13 protein-coding genes and 2 riboswitches are annotated in these 15,964 nt (G+C 72.1%); of the genes, 6 read left to right on the top strand and 7 right to left on the bottom strand.

What is annotated here, in order from left to right:
* The first annotated feature begins 24 nt into the window (after window positions 1–24).
* A complete protein-coding gene (gene bglX / locus ACXR2U_RS21375) occupies window positions 25–2,205 on the top strand; it encodes a beta-glucosidase BglX (RefSeq protein ID WP_458827114.1) in 2,181 nt (726 codons plus the stop codon).
* An 86-nt stretch (window positions 2,206–2,291) separates the two neighbouring features.
* Here the strand turns inward: bglX and erpA are convergent, their stop codons facing one another.
* Entirely contained in the window at window positions 2,292–2,648 is a 357-nt protein-coding gene (gene erpA, locus ACXR2U_RS21370; protein ID WP_458827113.1) for an iron-sulfur cluster insertion protein ErpA, read from the bottom strand.
* Between the two features lie 296 nt (window positions 2,649–2,944).
* Between erpA and ACXR2U_RS21365 the strand changes: the two genes are divergently transcribed.
* Together ACXR2U_RS21365 and ACXR2U_RS21360 are read left to right on the top strand one after the other, a co-directional pair.
* Window positions 2,945–3,589 (top strand): DUF3043 domain-containing protein, encoded by a 645-nt coding sequence (locus tag ACXR2U_RS21365; RefSeq protein ID WP_458827109.1) that lies wholly within the window; start codon window positions 2,945–2,947, stop codon window positions 3,587–3,589.
* A 21-nt stretch (window positions 3,590–3,610) separates the two neighbouring features.
* Window positions 3,611–4,600, top strand: coding sequence for an aldo/keto reductase family protein (locus ACXR2U_RS21360; RefSeq protein WP_458827108.1), 990 nt, complete (start codon window positions 3,611–3,613; stop codon window positions 4,598–4,600).
* Here the strand turns inward: ACXR2U_RS21360 and ACXR2U_RS21355 are convergent.
* From ACXR2U_RS21355 to ACXR2U_RS21340, 4 genes are all read right to left on the bottom strand, one after another.
* Window positions 4,587–5,393 (bottom strand): hypothetical protein, encoded by an 807-nt coding sequence (locus tag ACXR2U_RS21355; protein WP_458827107.1) that lies wholly within the window; start codon window positions 5,391–5,393, stop codon window positions 4,587–4,589. The two genes, ACXR2U_RS21360 and ACXR2U_RS21355, sit on opposite strands and share 14 nt — an antisense overlap.
* Before the next feature lie 85 nt (window positions 5,394–5,478).
* On the bottom strand, window positions 5,479–5,685 hold the full coding sequence (locus ACXR2U_RS21350) for a hypothetical protein (protein ID WP_458827106.1): 207 nt from the start codon (window positions 5,683–5,685) through the stop codon (window positions 5,479–5,481).
* 36 nt (window positions 5,686–5,721) lie between these two features.
* On the bottom strand, window positions 5,722–6,750 hold the full coding sequence (tsaD, locus tag ACXR2U_RS21345; protein WP_458827112.1) for a tRNA (adenosine(37)-N6)-threonylcarbamoyltransferase complex transferase subunit TsaD: 1,029 nt from the start codon (window positions 6,748–6,750) through the stop codon (window positions 5,722–5,724).
* A gap of 33 nt (window positions 6,751–6,783) precedes the next feature.
* Entirely contained in the window at window positions 6,784–7,866 is a 1,083-nt protein-coding gene (locus ACXR2U_RS21340) for a zinc-binding dehydrogenase (protein WP_458827105.1), read from the bottom strand.
* A gap of 71 nt (window positions 7,867–7,937) precedes the next feature.
* On the opposite strand from ACXR2U_RS21340, the gene ACXR2U_RS21335 reads away from it, so the two are divergent.
* The gene (locus ACXR2U_RS21335; protein ID WP_458827111.1) at window positions 7,938–8,873 is read left to right on the top strand and encodes a LysR family transcriptional regulator; all 936 of its coding nucleotides are present in this window, start codon (window positions 7,938–7,940) and stop codon (window positions 8,871–8,873) included.
* Here the strand turns inward: ACXR2U_RS21335 and ACXR2U_RS21330 are convergent.
* Window positions 8,825–9,802 carry a ribonucleotide-diphosphate reductase subunit beta gene (locus tag ACXR2U_RS21330; RefSeq protein WP_458827104.1) on the bottom strand — a complete coding sequence of 326 codons (978 nt, stop codon included), beginning with the start codon at window positions 9,800–9,802 and terminating at the stop codon, window positions 8,825–8,827. The genes ACXR2U_RS21335 and ACXR2U_RS21330 overlap by 49 nt on opposite strands.
* Window positions 9,803–9,888: 86 nt before the next feature.
* Window positions 9,889–12,261, bottom strand: a complete 2,373-nt coding sequence (locus ACXR2U_RS21325) for a ribonucleoside-diphosphate reductase subunit alpha (RefSeq protein WP_458827103.1) — start codon at window positions 12,259–12,261, stop codon at window positions 9,889–9,891.
* A 135-nt stretch (window positions 12,262–12,396) separates the two neighbouring features.
* Window positions 12,397–12,626: riboswitch (cobalamin riboswitch) on the bottom strand.
* A gap of 165 nt (window positions 12,627–12,791) precedes the next feature.
* Between ACXR2U_RS21325 and ACXR2U_RS21320 the strand changes: the two genes are divergently transcribed.
* Together ACXR2U_RS21320 and ACXR2U_RS21315 are read left to right on the top strand one after the other, a co-directional pair.
* On the top strand, window positions 12,792–13,541 hold the full coding sequence (locus ACXR2U_RS21320; RefSeq protein ID WP_458827102.1) for a YcnI family copper-binding membrane protein: 750 nt from the start codon (window positions 12,792–12,794) through the stop codon (window positions 13,539–13,541).
* A 129-nt stretch (window positions 13,542–13,670) separates the two neighbouring features.
* Window positions 13,671–15,692: a purple acid phosphatase family protein gene (locus tag ACXR2U_RS21315; RefSeq protein ID WP_458827101.1), complete on the top strand. Its 2,022-nt coding sequence runs from the start codon at window positions 13,671–13,673 to the stop codon at window positions 15,690–15,692.
* 36 nt (window positions 15,693–15,728) lie between these two features.
* Window positions 15,729–15,880: riboswitch (cobalamin riboswitch) on the top strand.
* The last annotated feature ends 84 nt before the right edge of the window (window positions 15,881–15,964 follow it).

Raw genomic sequence — 15,964 nt, 5'->3', positions numbered from 1 at the left:
GGCAAGGCGCCCGCGGCGGGCTCGCTGCCCGACGGCGCCGACGGCCGGACCGCCGGCGCCGGCAAGCTCGACCCGGCGCAGGAGCGCCGCATCGACGCGCTGCTCGCGCGCATGACGACGGCCGAGAAGTTCGGCCAGATGACCCTGACGAACACACCCGACAGCGCCGAGACCGAACTGGCCGAGAAGAGTGGACTCGGGGGCGTGTTCTCGGTGGTCGGCGCGGCCGAGCTCAACCGGCTGCAGAAGATCGCGGTGGAGCAGACCCGTCTGAAGATCCCGCTGATCTTCGGGCTCGACGTCATCCACGGCTACACCACGAACTTCCCCATCCCGCTGGCGCAGGCGAGCAGCTGGGACCCGGGTGTCGGCAACACCGACGCCACGCTCTCGGCCGCCGAGGCGCGGCGCAGCGGCATCCACTGGACCTACGCCCCGATGATGGACGTCAGCCACGAGCCACGCTGGGGCCGGATCGCCGAGGGCAGCGGCGAGGACCCCTACCTGGTCAGCCAGTTCGCGGTGGGCAAGGTGCAGGGCTACCAGGGCTCGGACTACTCCGCGGCCGACCGGCTCGCCGCCTGCGCCAAGCACTTCGTCGCCTACGGCCAGCCCGAGGGCGGCCGTGACTACAACACCGTCGACGTGTCGATCCAGCGGCTGCACAACACCTACCTGCCGCCGTTCCTCGCGTCGGTGCGGGCGGGCGTGGCCACCGCGATGGCCTCGTTCAACACCGTGAGCGGGGTCCCGGCGCACGGCAACACCTACGTCCTGCGCGACGTGCTCAAGGGCACCTACGCCTTCGACGGGTTCGTGGTCAGCGACTACACGGGCATCCAGGAGCTCATCCCCCACGGCCTGGTCGGCAACGGCCGCAGCGCCGGTCGCGCGGGCATCACCGCCGGCGTCGACATGGAGATGGTGAGCACCAACTACCGGCTCTACGGCCCGGCCCTGCTGGCGTCCGGCCAGATCACGATGGCGGAGGTGGACGACGCCGTCCGCCGGTTGCTGCGGATCAAGCTGCGGCTCGGCCTGTTCGAGAACCCGTACACCGACGCGACCCGCGAGGTGACCTCGGTGTCGTCGGCGAACCGGGCCGCGGCCCGTCGCCTCGGCGCCCGGTCGATGGTGCTGCTGAAGAACGACGCCGTCGACGGCACGCCGCTGCTCCCGGTCCCGGGCGGCACCAAGCGGATCGCGCTCATCGGTCCGCTCGCCCGCGCGACGTACGACCTCAACGGCACCTGGTCCGGGCTCGGCACCGGCGCCGGCACCACACCGCCGGTGACGGTCGAGAAGGGGCTGAAGGACGCCGGAAAGACGGTGGTGTACCGCCAGGGCAGCAACGTCGACGACACCGACACCTCGATGATCGCGGACGCGGTCAGCGCCGCACGCGGTGCGGACCTCGCCGTCCTCGTCGTCGGCGAGACCGCGGACATGAGCGGCGAGGCCGCGGCCCGCTCGATGATCGGCCTGCCAGGCGTGCAACTCCAGCTCGTCCAGCAGGTGGCGGCGGCCCAGCCGAACACCGTGGTGGTCCTGGTCAACGGCCGGCCGCTCACGCTGACCGAGGTGGCGGCCGCGGTCCCCGCGATCGTCGAGGCCTGGGCGCCCGGCGTCGAGGCCGGGCACGCGGTGGCCGACGTCCTCACCGGCGCGGTCAACCCCGGCGGCAAGCTGCCGGTGTCGTTCCCGCGGCAGGTCGGGCAGGTGCCGATCTACTACAACCACGAGAACACCGGCCGTCCGTACGACCCGGACAACAAGTACACGAGCAAGTACCTCGACCTGCCCGACGGCCCGCTGTTCGCCTTCGGGTACGGGCTCTCGTACACGTCGTTCGAGCTGTCGAACCTGCGGCTGTCCACCCCGTCGCTCGCGACCCGCAACGGCACCCTCGACGTGACGGTCGACGTCCGCAACATCGGGGGTCGGGCGGGTGACGAGGTCGTCCAGCTCTACATCCACGACCCGGTGGCCTCGATCGTGCAGCCGGTCCGCCGGCTGCGTGGCTTCCAACGGGTGACCCTCGCCCGCGGGGCGACCCAGACGGTCACGTTCCGGATGACGCCGAACGACGTCGGGTTCTACGACAACGACGCGAAGTTCCTGGTGGAGAAGGGCGAGATCGAGCTCTACGTCGGGCGCAGCTCCGACGACGCCGACTCCCTCACGGCCACCATCCAGGTGGTCTGAGCCCGGCACGACGACGGCCCCGGTCGTCCTCCTCGCGGAGGACGGCCGGGGCCGTCGGGGTCGAGCGCGGTGTTCGGAGCCGGTGCTCAGCCGCAGAAGCTGTTGCCGCAGGCGCAGCCGCCCGAGGCGTTCGGGTTGTCGATCGTGAAGCCCTGCTGCGAGATCGTGTCGGTGAAGTCGATGGTCGCGCCGCCCAGGTACGGGGCGCTCATCCGGTCGACGACGATCGGCACGCCGTGCGGCGCGAAGTGGACGTCACCGTCGAGCGCGCGCTCGTCGAAGAACAGCTGGTACTGCAGACCGGAGCAGCCGCCGGGCTGGACCGCGACGCGCAGACGCAGGTCGTCGCGACCTTCCTGGTCGAGCAGTTCACGCACCTTGCCGGCCGCGAACTCGGTGAGCTGCAGCGTGCCGGTCACGGTCTCGGAGGCGGTGGTCTCGATGGCCGTGGTGGCCTCGGTTGCGGTCACAGGTGGACTCCCTACAGATGCGGTCGCGTCGCGGCGGTCGGCCGCTGGTGGACGAGGTTCGACTGTACGCGCGTCAGGCGTCGCCGGGCGCGTGACGGGGCCAACGACGCACCGGGTGCCGGTTGTTCCCGGGCGTCGCCCAGGTGGGTGACACAGAGGGGTCACGCAGAGGGGTCGCCCAGACAGGTCGCACAGGGGGATCGCACGGAGGGGTCGCACAGAGGGGTCGCACAGGGGGGCAGCCCAGGCGGGCCCGGTATCCTCCCGGCGTGCCCCTGCTCCCACGACGCGGATCCGCCGCAGAGCCTGCCGCGCCCGTCGAGGAGGCCCCGGAACTCGAGCCCGGCGGCCGCAAGGGTCGTCCAACCCCGAAGCGCCGCGAGGCGGGCGGCGGCGCCCGCGGGCCCGCGGCCCCGCCGCCGCGCACCCGCAAGGAGGCCTACGCCTTCCAGAAGCAGCAGACCGCGAAGGCCAAGGCGGGCCCGGGCGCTGCCGGCGGCAAGCCGCAGTCGCGGGAGGCCTACCGCGAGGCCCTGCGCCGCGGCGACCCGGCGGCCCTGCCCAAGCGTGACCAGGGCGCGATCAAGGCCCTCGCCCGCGACTACGTCGACAGCCGGGTCATGCTGTCGAACTTCCTGCTGCTGGCCTTCGTGCCGCTGCTGCTCGGCCCGTTCATCTCCGCCGGCAACGCGGGCATCGCGTCCGGTCTGCAGTTGGCGACCTTCGCGATCCTGCTCGTGGTCGTCGTCGAGTGGTACTTCACCGGTCGCAAGCTCCGGACCGTCGCGCGCGAACGCGACATCCCGATCACCGGCTCGCCGTTGTCCCTGGGGTTCTACGCGGGCTCCCGGGCCTACCTCCCCCGCCGTTGGCGGCTGCCCGCGCCCCGCAAGGCCCGCGGCGACGACTGGTGATCCGCGCGTAGCGTTCGGCACGTGGAGTTCCGACGCCTCGGCCGCAGCGGCCTGACCATCTCCGAGATCGCCTACGGCAACTGGCTGACGCACGGCAGCCAGGTCGAGGAGGACGCCGCGACCGCCTGCGTGCGGGCGGCGCTCGAGTCCGGGATCACGACCTTCGACACCGCCGACGCCTACGCGAACACCGCCGCCGAGTCCGTCCTGGGCCGCGCCCTCGCCGGGCAGCGCCGCGAGGGGCTGGAGATCTTCACCAAGGTCTACTTCCCGACCAACGAGCGCGCCCACAACGACAAGGGCCTCGGCCGCAAGCACATCACCGAGTCGATCAACGGTTCGTTGCGCCGCCTGCAGACCGACTACGTGGACCTCTACCAGTGCCACCGCTACGACCACTCGACGCCGCTCGAGGAGACCATGAGCGCGCTCGCCGACCAGGTGCACGCGGGCAAGGTCCTCTACCTCGGCGTGAGCGAGTGGACGGCCGACCAGATCCGCCGCGGGGCGGCCCTCGCCCGCGAGCTGCACGTGCCGTTCGTCTCCAACCAGCCGCAGTACTCGATGCTGTGGCGGGTCATCGAGGACGAGGTCGTGCCGGCGTCGGAGGAGGAGGGCCTGGGTCAGGTCGTCTGGTCCCCGATCGCGCAGGGCGTGCTGACCGGCAAGTACCAGCCGGGTGAGCAGCCCCCCGCCGGGTCGCGGGCCACCGACGACAAGGGCGGGTCCGACATGATCAGCCGCTGGCTCTCCAGGGACGACCTGCTGCGCCGCGTGCAGGACCTGCGTCCGGTCGCCGAGAGCGTCGGTCTGTCGATGGCGGCCCTGGCCGTGGCGTGGGTGCTGCAGAACCGCAACGTCGGCGCGGCGATCATCGGGGCGAGCCGCCCCGAGCAGGTCGCCGACAACGTCACCGCCGCGGGCGTCACCCTCGACGCCGACGTCCTCGCCCGCATCGACGAGATCCTCGGCGACACCGTCACGCGCGACCCGGCGCTCACCGGTCGCTGACCGACGCCTCCGTCATCGCGAGCCGCGCCGCGGCGAACCGCCGCCGCCCGGGCGAGCGCGCGGTGAGCGCCGTGAGCAGGGCGAGGCTCTCGGCGAGCCACGACGTCCCGAACGCGGCGATGCACACCAGTTCGACGACCAGCAGCGAGTACGGCACGTCGAGCGGGAACCCGATCGCGAGCTGGAACACCAGCGCCGCGGCCATCACCGCGGCACTCAGGACGTAGACCGTCCGGGAGCGGCCACGCGCCGCGACGAGGTCGGCGGCGCGCACCGCGTAGCGGGCGGCGACGTCCTCGGCGGCCCGGCTCTCCGACGCGGCTCGCGTGGCCCGCGCCCACACCACGCAGACGACCACCGCGCCGCCGAGGAACAGCACGGTCCCGACGACGTGCAACACCTGCGACCCGGTCTCGGTGACCACCTGTTGGATCGGCGTGCACGGGCGGCCGTCGACGACCCGGCCGCAGCCGAGGCGGCCGTCGGTGCCCGGTCGTGACGTCGGGAAGAACGCCAGCACGATCGCGCCGACACCCGTCACGGTGCTCGCGGCGAACTCGGCCGTCCGCGGTGTCGTGAGCCGGTAGGTGACCAGCAGCAGTCCGACCGCCCAGAGCGCGCCGACGAAGAAGTCCCGCATCGCGTCGTGGTAATACTCCGACAGCGAGCCGAAGACGTGGCCGTCGACCGCGAGCGTGCCGAGCACGACGAACACCGGCATGGTCAGCGCCGCCACCGCGGTGGCGAACCGCATGACCAGGTACGCGCGGCCGTACGCCGGATCGGTCTCCACAGCCGGAGCATCCCGCACCCGGTCGGTCACCCCGGGTCTACCACCCCGGGTCGATCACCCCGGGTCCATCACCCCGGGTCGATCACTACTCGGAGAGCGGCATCGGGCCGTAGACGACGTCGTCACCGTCGTAGAGCGACGCCGAGGCCACACCGTTCTCTGCCAGCTCACGCCACTGCTCGCCGAACCAGCTCTCGGCGTCGCCCTGCGAGTGACTCGCCGGCGCGGAGGGCGCGTTCGGGCCGGTCAGCAGGTCGCCCTCGGGGCCGAAGAACCGCCAGGTGAAACTCATGCGGCCAATCTAGGCGAGCGCGGCCCGGGACACGTCCTACGCGAGCTGGGCGCGCTCGAGCCGGATGCTCGGGGTGGCGGCGACGTCCGCGGGCGAGGGCTCGGCGTCCGCGCGGACCAGCAGGTCGCCGACGGCGGCGATCATCGCGCCGTTGTCGGTGCACAGCGACAACGGCGGGACACGGAGTTCGATCCCCGCGGCCGAGCACCGTTCCTCGGCGAGCGAGCGCACCCGGCTGTTGGCCGCGACGCCCCCGACGACGACGAGGGTCTCGACGCCGGTCTCGCGACACGCCCGCAACGCCTTCGCGGTGAGGACGTCGGCGACGGCCTCCTGGAACGAGGCCGCGACGTCGGGCACGTCGACCTCGCGTCCGTCCGCCCGGGTGCGTTCGACGTGGCGGGCCACGGCGGTCTTGAGGCCGCTGAACGAGAAGCCGAGCGGCGGGTCGTGCGGGCCGGTGAGCGGGCGTGGGAACGCGATCGCGGTGGGGTCGCCGTCGCGTGCTGCCTTGTCGATCGACGGCCCGCCCGGGTAGCTGAGGCCGAGCGGGCGCGCCACCTTGTCGAACGCCTCACCTGCGGCGTCGTCGAGGGTGTCGGAGAGGTGGACGACAGGGTCGTGCACGAGGTCGCCGACGTGCAGCAGCGACGTGTGCCCGCCGGACACGATGAGCACGACCGACCGCTCCGGCAGCGGGCCGTGCGCCAGGGTGTCGGCCGCGGCGTGACCCGCGAGGTGGTGCACGGCGTAGAGCGGCACCCCGAGCGTGAGCGCGGTGGCCTTCGCCGCCGCCACCCCGACGTGCAACGCCGTGGCGAGGCCCGGACCCGCGGTGACCGCGACGGCACCGACGTCGCCCGGTTCCAGCCCGGCGTTCGCGAACGCCTGCCGCATCACCGGCACCATCGAGCTGACGTGCGCCCGGGCCGCGATCTCCGGCACCACGCCGCCGAAGCGGGCGTGCTCGTCCATCGAGCTCGCGAGCGCCTGCCCGAGCAGCACGCCGTCCTGCACGAGGCCGACACCGGTCTCGTCGCACGAGGTCTCGATGCCCAGCACGATCGTCACCGCTCCATCATCCCAGGGCACCGTCCCCTACCCGTGGGGCAGCACGACCGTGCGCTGGAACGGACCTCCGTGGGCGGCGGCGTGGGCCACGGCGTCGTTCGCGGCGTCGAGGTCGAACGTCGTCACGTCGTCGGCGGCCAGGTCCAGCAGCCCCGCGTGCACCAGCCGGATCAGGCCACCGGTGGCCGTGCGCGGCGCCATCCACCGGCCGCGGACCGTGACGCTGTTGCGCATCAGCCACGGGTAGGGCAGGGCGAGGTCGTCACCCCCGAGCATGCCGACCCCACCCATGAGCACGACCCGGCCGAACTCGCGCACGGTCATCGCGGCGGTGCGCACCACCCGGGCGTCGACCTCGGGCGGCAGCAGGTCGAGCACGACGTCCACGGGTCCGGCCGCCGCCGCCCGGATCGCCGCGCCGTCGGTGTCCGGGTCGGACGTGAGCCGGACCGGGACCACGCGGGCGCCGAAGCGGTCCGCGAGCCGGTCGAGGACCGCGCCGTTGCGGCCGGCGGCGACGACCCGGCCGGCACCCATCGCGAGTGCCACGGCCACGGCCGCACTGCCGAAGTTGCCGGTGGCGCCACTGACCACGACGGTCTCCCCCGCCTGCAGGTCGGCCGCGAGCAGGCCGCCGTACGGCACCAGCGGGACCACCGCGCCCGCCCAGTGGGCCAGGTCGAGGTCGCCCGGGTCGAACCGTTCCACGTTCTCGGTGGGGACGACCATGCGCTCGGCGAGCGGGCCGTCGTGGAAGTGCCGGGCGAGGGCCGCGCCGCCCTCGCCCCGGGCGCTCCAACCCTGCAACGTGATGTCCGGGGTGCGGGCGTCGTCGCGCGAGCGCACCGTCGGGTCGCACCACACCAGGTCGCCCGGTCGCAGCGAGGTGGCGTCCGGCCCGACGGTCACGACCCGACCGACCGCGCCGCACCCGGACACCACCGGCGGGACCAGGGGGTAGGCGCGCGCCCCGCTGAACACCTCGGCGGCGTACGGCAGCACGCAGGCGGCGAGCACGTCGACCAGGACCTCACCGCCGGCCGCCACCGGGTCCGTCACCTCCCCGACGGTCAGGGGCCGTCCGAACTCCTCCAACACCGCAGCTCTCATGCAAGCGACGGTAGGAACGTCGGCGGCATGCCGGCAACGAGACTTGCGCACGCTTAGTATGAGTGATCGTCATGGACGTGTCGACCACCATGCTGCGGGTGCTGCGCGAGATCGCGCAGACCGGCAGCTTCACCGCCGCTGCCGACCGGCTCGGCTACACCCAGTCGGCGGTCTCCCGGCAGGTCGCGAGCCTCGAGGCCCGGGTCGGCGCCGAGGTGTTCGAACGGCGACGCGACGGCGTGCGGCTCACCACCGCCGGGGCGACGCTGCTGCGTCACGCCCGGGTCGTCCTCGACGAGGTGGACGCTGCCGAGCGGGCGTTGCACGGCCCGGCCGCCGACGTCAGCCCCGTGCGGCTGGGGGTCTACCTCAGCGCCGGTGCGGCGGTCCTCCCCGAGGTCGTCGCCCGGGTGGCGCGCGAGCTTCCCGGCGTCGCCCTCACGACCCGCGACGGCACCAGTCCGGCGCTGGTCCGCGCGCTGCGTTCGGGCACGCTCGACCTCGCGGTCGTGACCAGCCGCCCGCCGCACCGGCCGCTGGACTCCGAGGAGCCGCGGCTGGTCGCCGAACCCCTGGCCGAGGGGACCTTGCGCGTCGCCGTCCCGGCCCGCGGGGCCCTCGCGGGTCTCGCGAGCCTGACCCCGGACGACCTCGCGGGCGTGCCCTGGATCGCGAGCCCCGCGAGCGGGACCGAACCGCTGCTGGGTGTCTGGCCGGGCCTGCCCGGTCGGCCGGTCATGGCTCACCGCACCGGCGACTGGCTGACCAAGCTGCGGCTGGTCGCGAGCGGCGCCGGGGTGACCACCGTGCCGGCCGACCTGGTCGACCGACTGCCCGAGGGGGTGGTCGCCCGATCCGTGGTGGGTGCCCCGCCCGAGGTGCGCCGGGTGGTGCTCGCCCGCTGGCCCGGACGGCAGTCTCCCGCCGTCCGGGCCGTGGCCGACGTCGTCCGCGCCGTTCAGAAGTCCTCGTCGAACCCGACGGTGCCGGTGACACCGACCTGGTAGGCCGACACCCGACGCTCGAAGAAGTTCGACAGCTCCTGGACGTCCTGCAGCTCCATGAACGCGAAGGGGTTGGTCGAGCCGTACACCGGTTCGAGCCCGAGTTGCGCGAGCCGACGGTCGGCGACGTGCTGCAGGTAGGTCCGCATGTCGTCGATCGAGAGCCCGGACACCCCGCCGCCCAGCAGGTCCTCGGCGAACTGCACCTCGCACTCGACGGCCTCGGACAGCATCTCGCGCACTTGGTCCGCCAACCGGTCGTCGAACAGCTCCGGCTCCTCACGACGCGCGGTCTCGACGACGTCGAACGCGAACGCCATGTGCATCGACTCGTCGCGGAACACCCAGTTGGTGCCGGAGGCGAGACCGTTGAGCAACCCCCGCGACCGCAGGAAGTACACGTACGCGAAAGCCCCGTAGAAGAACAGGCCCTCGATGCAGCCGGCGAAGCAGATGAGGTTCAGCAGGAAGCTACGGCGGTCCTCGGGCGTCCGCAGCTCCCGCAGGTCGAACACCGAGTCGATCCACTTCTGGCAGAAGTCGGCCTTGCGCTTGATCGACGGGATGTTGTCGACGGCCGCGAACGCCGCGAACCGCTCCGCCTCGTCGGGGACGTAGGTGTCGAGCAGGTTGAGGTAGAAGTGGATGTGGTTGGCCTCCTCGAACAGCTGACGCGACAGGTACAGCCGCCCCTCCGGGGAGTTGACGTGCTGGTACAGGTTGAGCACCAGGTTGTTCGCGACGATCGTGTCTCCGGTGGCGAAGAACGCGACCAGCCGCCCGATGAGGTGACGCTCGGCGGGCGAGAGCCGGGCCAGGTCCGCGAGGTCGGAGTGCAGGTCGATCTCCTCGGGCGTCCAGGTGTTCTTCACCGCGTCGCGGTAGCGGTCGAAGAACTGCGGGTAGCGCATGGGCCGCAGGGTGAGGTCCATGCCGGGGTCGAGGAGAAGAGCACGCTGTCCCGGGGCCTCCGCGGGAACGCGGAGTGCAGTGTGCGGAGCGTTCTCGTGGGGTGATGTCACTGGCACGCCTCGCAGCTCTCGGGGTTCTCGAGGCTGCACGCGACGGCCGCCTCGTCGACGACGGAAACGTTGCTGGTAGCAACGGTCGCCTGTTGGATGCGCGTCGCGGGTCGCGAGCGCAGGTAGTAAGTGGTCTTGAGGCCGGCCTTCCAGGCGTACAGGTACATCGACGACAGCTTGCCGATCGAGGGCGACGCCAGGAACAGGTTGAGCGACTGGCTCTGGTCGATGAACGCCGAACGCGCCGCGGCCATGTCGATGAGGGCCCGCTGCGGCAACTCCCACGCCGTGCGGTAGATCGCCTTGACGTCGTCGGGCAGACCGACCAGGCCCTGCACGGAACCCTCGGAACGCTTGACCGCGTCGCGGGTCTCGGCGTTCCACAGCCCCAGCGCCTTGAGCTCACGGACCAGGGCCGTGTTGACCTGGAGGAACTCCCCCGAGAGCGTCTCGCGCTTGAAGAGGTTCGACACCTGCGGCTCGATGCACTCGTAGCAGCCGGCGATCGACGCGATGGTCGCCGTCGGCGCGATGGCCACCAGCAGCGAGTTGCGCAGGCCGGTCGTGGCCACACGTTCGCGCAGCGCCGCCCACCGCTCGGTCTGGGTCGGGGTCACCCCCCAGAGGTCGGGCTGCAGGTCGCCGCGCGCCGCCCGGGTCTCGGCGAACGACGGGTGCGCGCCGAACTCCTCGGCCAGCATGGCCGACGCCTCCAGTGCGGTCAGGTACACCTCCTCGGCGATGCGGGTCGAGAGCTCGACCGCCTCGGGTGAGTCGAAGGGCAGCCGCAGCGCGAAGAACACGTCCTGCAGCCCCATGACGCCGAGCCCGACCGGACGCCAGCGCGGGTTCGAGGCCGCGGCCTGTTCGCTCGGGTAGTAGTTGATGTCGATGACGCGGTCGAGGAACGGCACGGCCGTCGCCACGGTCGCGCGCAGCTGCTCCCAGTCGACCCCGGCCGGTGTGACGTGGCGGGCCAGGTTGATGGACCCGAGGTTGCACACCGCCGTCTCGGAGTCCGACGACACCTCGATGATCTCGGTGCACAGGTTGGACAGGTGCACGGTGTTGCCCCCTGCACCGATCCGGGTCGGGTCCACCTGGTTGCACGTGCGGTTGGCGGCGTCCTTGAACGTCATCCACCCGTTGCCGGTCTGCGCCAAGGTCCGCATCATCTTGCCGTAGAGGTCGCGGGCCTTGACCTGCCGGACGAACCGGCCCTCGTCCTCGAGCCGGCGGTACTCCCGGTCGAACGCCTCGCCCCACAGGTCGGGCAACGACGGCGCCTCGTCCGGGTCGATCAGCGACCACAGCTCGTCCGCCTCGACGCGGCGCATGAACTCGTCGGGCACCCAGTTGGCCAGGTTGAGGTTGTGCGTGCGGCGGGCGTCCTCGCCGGTGTTGTCGCGCAGTTCGAGGAACTCCTCGACGTCGGGGTGCCACGGCTCGAGGTAGACGCAGGCCGCGCCCTTGCGCCGCCCGCCCTGGTTGACGGCGGCGACCGACGCGTCGAGGGTGCGCAGGAACGGGACGATGCCGTTGCTCTGGCCGTTGGTACCGCGGATGAGCGCACCCCGCGAGCGGACGCGGGAGAACGAGATCCCGATGCCACCCGCGAACTTCGACAGCCGCGCCACCTGCTGGTAGCGCTCGTAGATCGAATCGAGCTCGTCGCGCGGGGAATCCACCAGGTAGCACGAGGACATCTGGGTGTGGGCGGTCCCCGAATTGAACAACGTCGGCGAGGACGGCAGGTACGCCAGCGAGCTCATCAGCCGGTAGAACCCGATGGCCTCGGCCGGGGTCCGCGACAGCCCGCACGCCACGCGCAGCAGGAAGTACTGCGGGGTCTCGATGACCAGGCGGGTGACGGGGTGACGCAACAGGTAGCGGTCGTAGACCGTCCGCAGGCCGAAGTACTCGAAGCGCTGGTCGGCGTCGACGTCGACGGCGAAGTCGAGCTTGCGGGCGTTGTCCTTGACGAACTCCGCGGTGACGTCGCCGACGAGTCCCTCGGCGTGGCCGAGCGCGACCGCCTGGCTGAACGACGCCACGCCCTGCCCGCGCACCTCCTTGTCGACGTAGCTCGCGAGCAACCGGGCCGCGAGTCGGCTGTACTGCGGCTCCTCGCCGATCATCTCGGCCGCGGTCTGGATCGACAGCCGGTCCAGTTCCGCCGTCGTCGCGCCGTCGTAGAGACCACTGATCGTGCGGGTCGCGACCCGCAGCGGGTCGACGTCGTCCAGGCCCGCGGTCCACCGTTCGACGGCCCGCACGATCTTGGTGACGTCGACGTTCTCGCGGTCGCCGTTGCGTTTGCGGACCTGCATCGGCGTACGGGTGGGGGTCGGGGCTTGCAGCACCGTCATCGCTCTCTCCTCGCGAGCTCAGGTCGGGCCGGAGCGCGCGCGGGGACGACGGGAGGGGTGCACGGGCCGACGACGGCACCGCGCACCACAGCCGTCGGCCGTCCCGCGCGGCCTCGGACCACGCGCCGCCCACGGTGGGCGACACGTGCGCTGGCAGGTCTTCGGACTCGTGGGCACGGCTCCGCGTTCGAGCCACCTACCGGCCGTCGCTTCCCAGGCCCCGGTCGATCACCGGGCCCCAGTGCACGTGACGGCTGTCGTTCCCACTCACCGCTGCGGGGCAGTCCCGGATTCCCACCGGGTTCCCTCTTGCCCCGGTACACCTCACGAGGAGGCGCACCGGACCAGCTGCACTCGGCACACTATGTGGACGGAGCGCCGCAACCCAGCACCACATGTGGGGTCGGCGTGTCGTGGTGCGGCGGGACGGACTGTCGGCTGCGCCACGTCCGGGAACCCGCGGACCCCCGCCACGGACCGGACCGACGACTGCAACCGGCCCACGCCGCACCCCACCCGGAGGACCCGTCATGCCGCTGCGCCCCGCAGCCCCCCGTCGTCGCCACGTCGCCCTCGCCGGGGTCGCCGCCGCCCTGGTGTTCGCCGCCGGCACCGTGCCGGCCTGGGCCCACGTCTCGGTGAGTGCGCCCGACGCCACGCAGGGTGGCTACGGCGTGGTGACCTTCCGCGTGCCGAACGAGTCGGCCGACGCCAGCACGGTCGGGATCACCGTCCGGCTGCCGACCGACACCCCGCTCGGGTACGTCGCCGTGCAGCCCACCCCGGGGTGGACGTTCACCGCGCCGGAGGCCACGTTGCCCAAGCCCATCACCACCGACGACGGCCAGGTCACCAAGGCCGTCACCGAGATCACCTGGACCGCGACCGACGGCGGCGTGAAGCCCGGCGAGTTCATGCAGTTCGACGTGCAGATGGGGCCGTTCCCGGACGAGGACAGCCTGACGTTCAAGGCGATCCAGAAGTACAGCGACGGCAGCGAGGTCGACTGGATCGAGGAGGCCGCGGCGGGCAGCACGGCCGAGCCGGAACACCCGGCGCCGGTCCTCGCGCTCGCCCCGGCCTCCGGTGCCACCGGCGCCACCGACACCTCCGCCGCCGCGTCCGCCCCGGCGACCGCGACGGTCACCGCCGTGGCCGACCGCGACGCGGCGAGCCGCGGCAGTGCGACCACGGGCATCGTGCTCGGCATCGTCGGCGTGCTGCTCGGCGCTGCGGCGCTGGTCGTCGCGCTGCGCCGCGGCCGGCCCCACGCCGGCTGACCTCCGGCTGACCGCAGGAGGCGACCGGCGGGGCTGTTCGGCCGCTGTTCACCGGGAGTTCGCGAGATGTCCGGTACGCCCGTTCACGATCCACACCATGGCGGCGGGCGCGGTTGACAGGCTGGACGGGTGCCGAACCACGCGGGCCACCCGCTCACCGTCGACGAGTTCTCCGACCACAACGCCACGCTGCTGTCCCGCCAACGGATCAGTCGCCGCACCCTGATCAAGGGCGCGCTGACCGGGGCGGGCGCGGTCGCGCTGACCCAGTTCCCCTTCGCCCAGGCGGCGTTCGCCGCCGGTGGCGGTGTCTCCGGCCCGAGCGGCGTCGTGCTCTCCGGCCGTCACCTGTCGTGGGTGCCGGACGCCGACGGCAACCCGACCAGCTCGATGAAGGTCACCGCCCAGGTGCACTCCGCGCACGGCACGTTGCCCAAGGGCCTGCGCGCGTTCGTCGACATCGGCGACGCCCCCGGCCGGTACGGCACGCACCTGCCGGCCGAGATCGTGAACCTCGTCGGGATGTACGCCATCCCGAACGGGCCGGTCGGCAACCAGTTCTACGTCAAGGCGACGATGTCCGGGCTCTCGGCCGGGAAGGTCTACCACTACCGCCTGCGTCTGAGCGACGGCACGGTGACCGGCGACGCCTACTTCACGACCGCGCCGTCGCGCAAGACCGGCGGCACCCGGCGGGTGCCCCAGGCGTTCACGTTCACCGCGTTCGCCGACGTCGGCACCAACATCGCGCCGGTCGATCCGCAGTACGCGTGGAACAAGGACCCTGCGGTCGTCACCGACGCCGGCGGCACCTGGCCGCGGGGCGTCTTCGACAACAACTACTACAGCCCCACCGACCCGGTGGCGGGCACGGGCGGCACCGACCCCACACCGGCCAACACCCTCACCCAGCAGATGGCCTCGCAGCGGCCGGTCTTCACGCTGCTCGCGGGCGACATCTGCTACGCCGACCCCAGCGGCAGCGGCCTGCCCGCCGACGACTCGCTCGCCCTGACCGGCACGTCACCGGTCGGCGCGAACAACTACAACCCCTACGTCTGGGACGTCTTCCTCAACCAGATCGAGTCGCAGTCGGCGTTCACCCCCTGGATGTTCGCCACGGGCAACCACGACATGGAGCCGCTCTACGGCAACACCGAGTTCCTCGGCGGCCGGTCGGGCAGCCACGGCTACGCCGGTCACAAGGCGCGGCTCGACCTCCCGGACAACGGCCCGAAGAACTGCCCGTCGGTCTACAAGTTCGTGTACGACAACGTCGGTGTCATCTCGGTCGACGCCAACGACCTGTCCTACGAGATCCAGACCAACACCGGGTACTCCGACGGCGCGCAGCTGAAGTTCCTCGAGAACACGCTCCGCACCTGGCGCCAGGACCGGTCGGTCGACTTCATCGTCGCGTTCTTCCACCACTGCGCCTACTCGACGACCAACCAGCACGCGTCCGACGGCGGGGTGCGCGGGGCGCTCGACCCGCTCTTCAGCAAGTACCAGGTCGACCTCGCCGTGCAGGGCCACAACCACATCTTCGAGCGCACCGACCCGATCAAGAACGGGCACCCGACCCGGCAGGCTCCCGACGGCTCGACCATCACCCCGGCGACCGACGGCTGCACCTACATCACGGTCGGGTCCGGCGGCCGGCCGCGCTACCAGTTCCGGCCCGCGCCGAGCGCGGCCGCTCCCGCCCCTGCCGGCGTGACGCCGTACGGCCCGCAGACCCTGCCCGAGGGGCAGCGGTACCGCGGCTACCAGCCCGCGGGCGGACCCAACTCGGCCGAGAACAACACCGAGAACGTCGTGAACTCGTACGTGTGGTCGTCCGACGGCACCGCGGTCAACGCCTCCGGCTACCCGCAGGGGACGAAGATCCCCGAGGTCATCGACTGGTCGCAGGTGCGGTACGACGACTACGCGTTCATCGCCGTCGACGTGAAGCCCGCCGCGCCCGGCCGTCCGACCACCATGACCATCCGCACCCTCGCCGACAGCCTCCCGGGCACGGCGTCGCCGCTCACCGAGATCGACCGCATCACGTTCTCGCGGGTGGCCGGCAACAACCGGGTCCTCGCCACGCCGGGATCGGCCGTGGCGCAGCCCGGACCGGCGGCGGACGGTAGCCCCGCCGTCTGAGCGGACCCCCCTGTGCGGGAACCCACCGCGGCACGCCTCGACCGGGCGTGCCGCGGTGTGGTTCCATGCGTGTGCACCAAGCACGTCCAGGCGTGGGGAAAGCCGGTCCGAATCCGGCACTGACCCGCAACCGTGTGCCGATCGTGGGATCGGCGAGTCGGAACGCCCGCCCCGGACGTCCTCGTCGAAACGCCGTCGTGGTCTGCGGCGCGAGGTCTGCGCAGTGGGTCCGGCGTGTCCGGCGCTCCGCTCCACAGGTCCCGCGGGCGCGC

Source organism: Jatrophihabitans sp. YIM 134969, from assembly GCF_054456675.1.
Note: the sequence above shows the minus strand (reverse complement) of the source record. Positions and strands in the feature narration are given on the sequence as shown.

Coding starts and splice junctions, on each gene's coding strand:
- ACXR2U_RS21335 (WP_458827111.1), top strand. CDS start 7,938: ATGGACGTGTCGACCACCATGCTGCGGGTGCTGCGCGAGATCGCGCAG.
- ACXR2U_RS21330 (WP_458827104.1), bottom strand. CDS start 9,802: ATGGACCTCACCCTGCGGCCCATGCGCTACCCGCAGTTCTTCGACCGC.
- ACXR2U_RS21325 (WP_458827103.1), bottom strand. CDS start 12,261: ATGACGGTGCTGCAAGCCCCGACCCCCACCCGTACGCCGATGCAGGTC.
- ACXR2U_RS21340 (WP_458827105.1), bottom strand. CDS start 7,866: ATGAGAGCTGCGGTGTTGGAGGAGTTCGGACGGCCCCTGACCGTCGGG.
- ACXR2U_RS21320 (WP_458827102.1), top strand. CDS start 12,792: ATGCCGCTGCGCCCCGCAGCCCCCCGTCGTCGCCACGTCGCCCTCGCC.
- ACXR2U_RS21350 (WP_458827106.1), bottom strand. CDS start 5,685: ATGAGTTTCACCTGGCGGTTCTTCGGCCCCGAGGGCGACCTGCTGACC.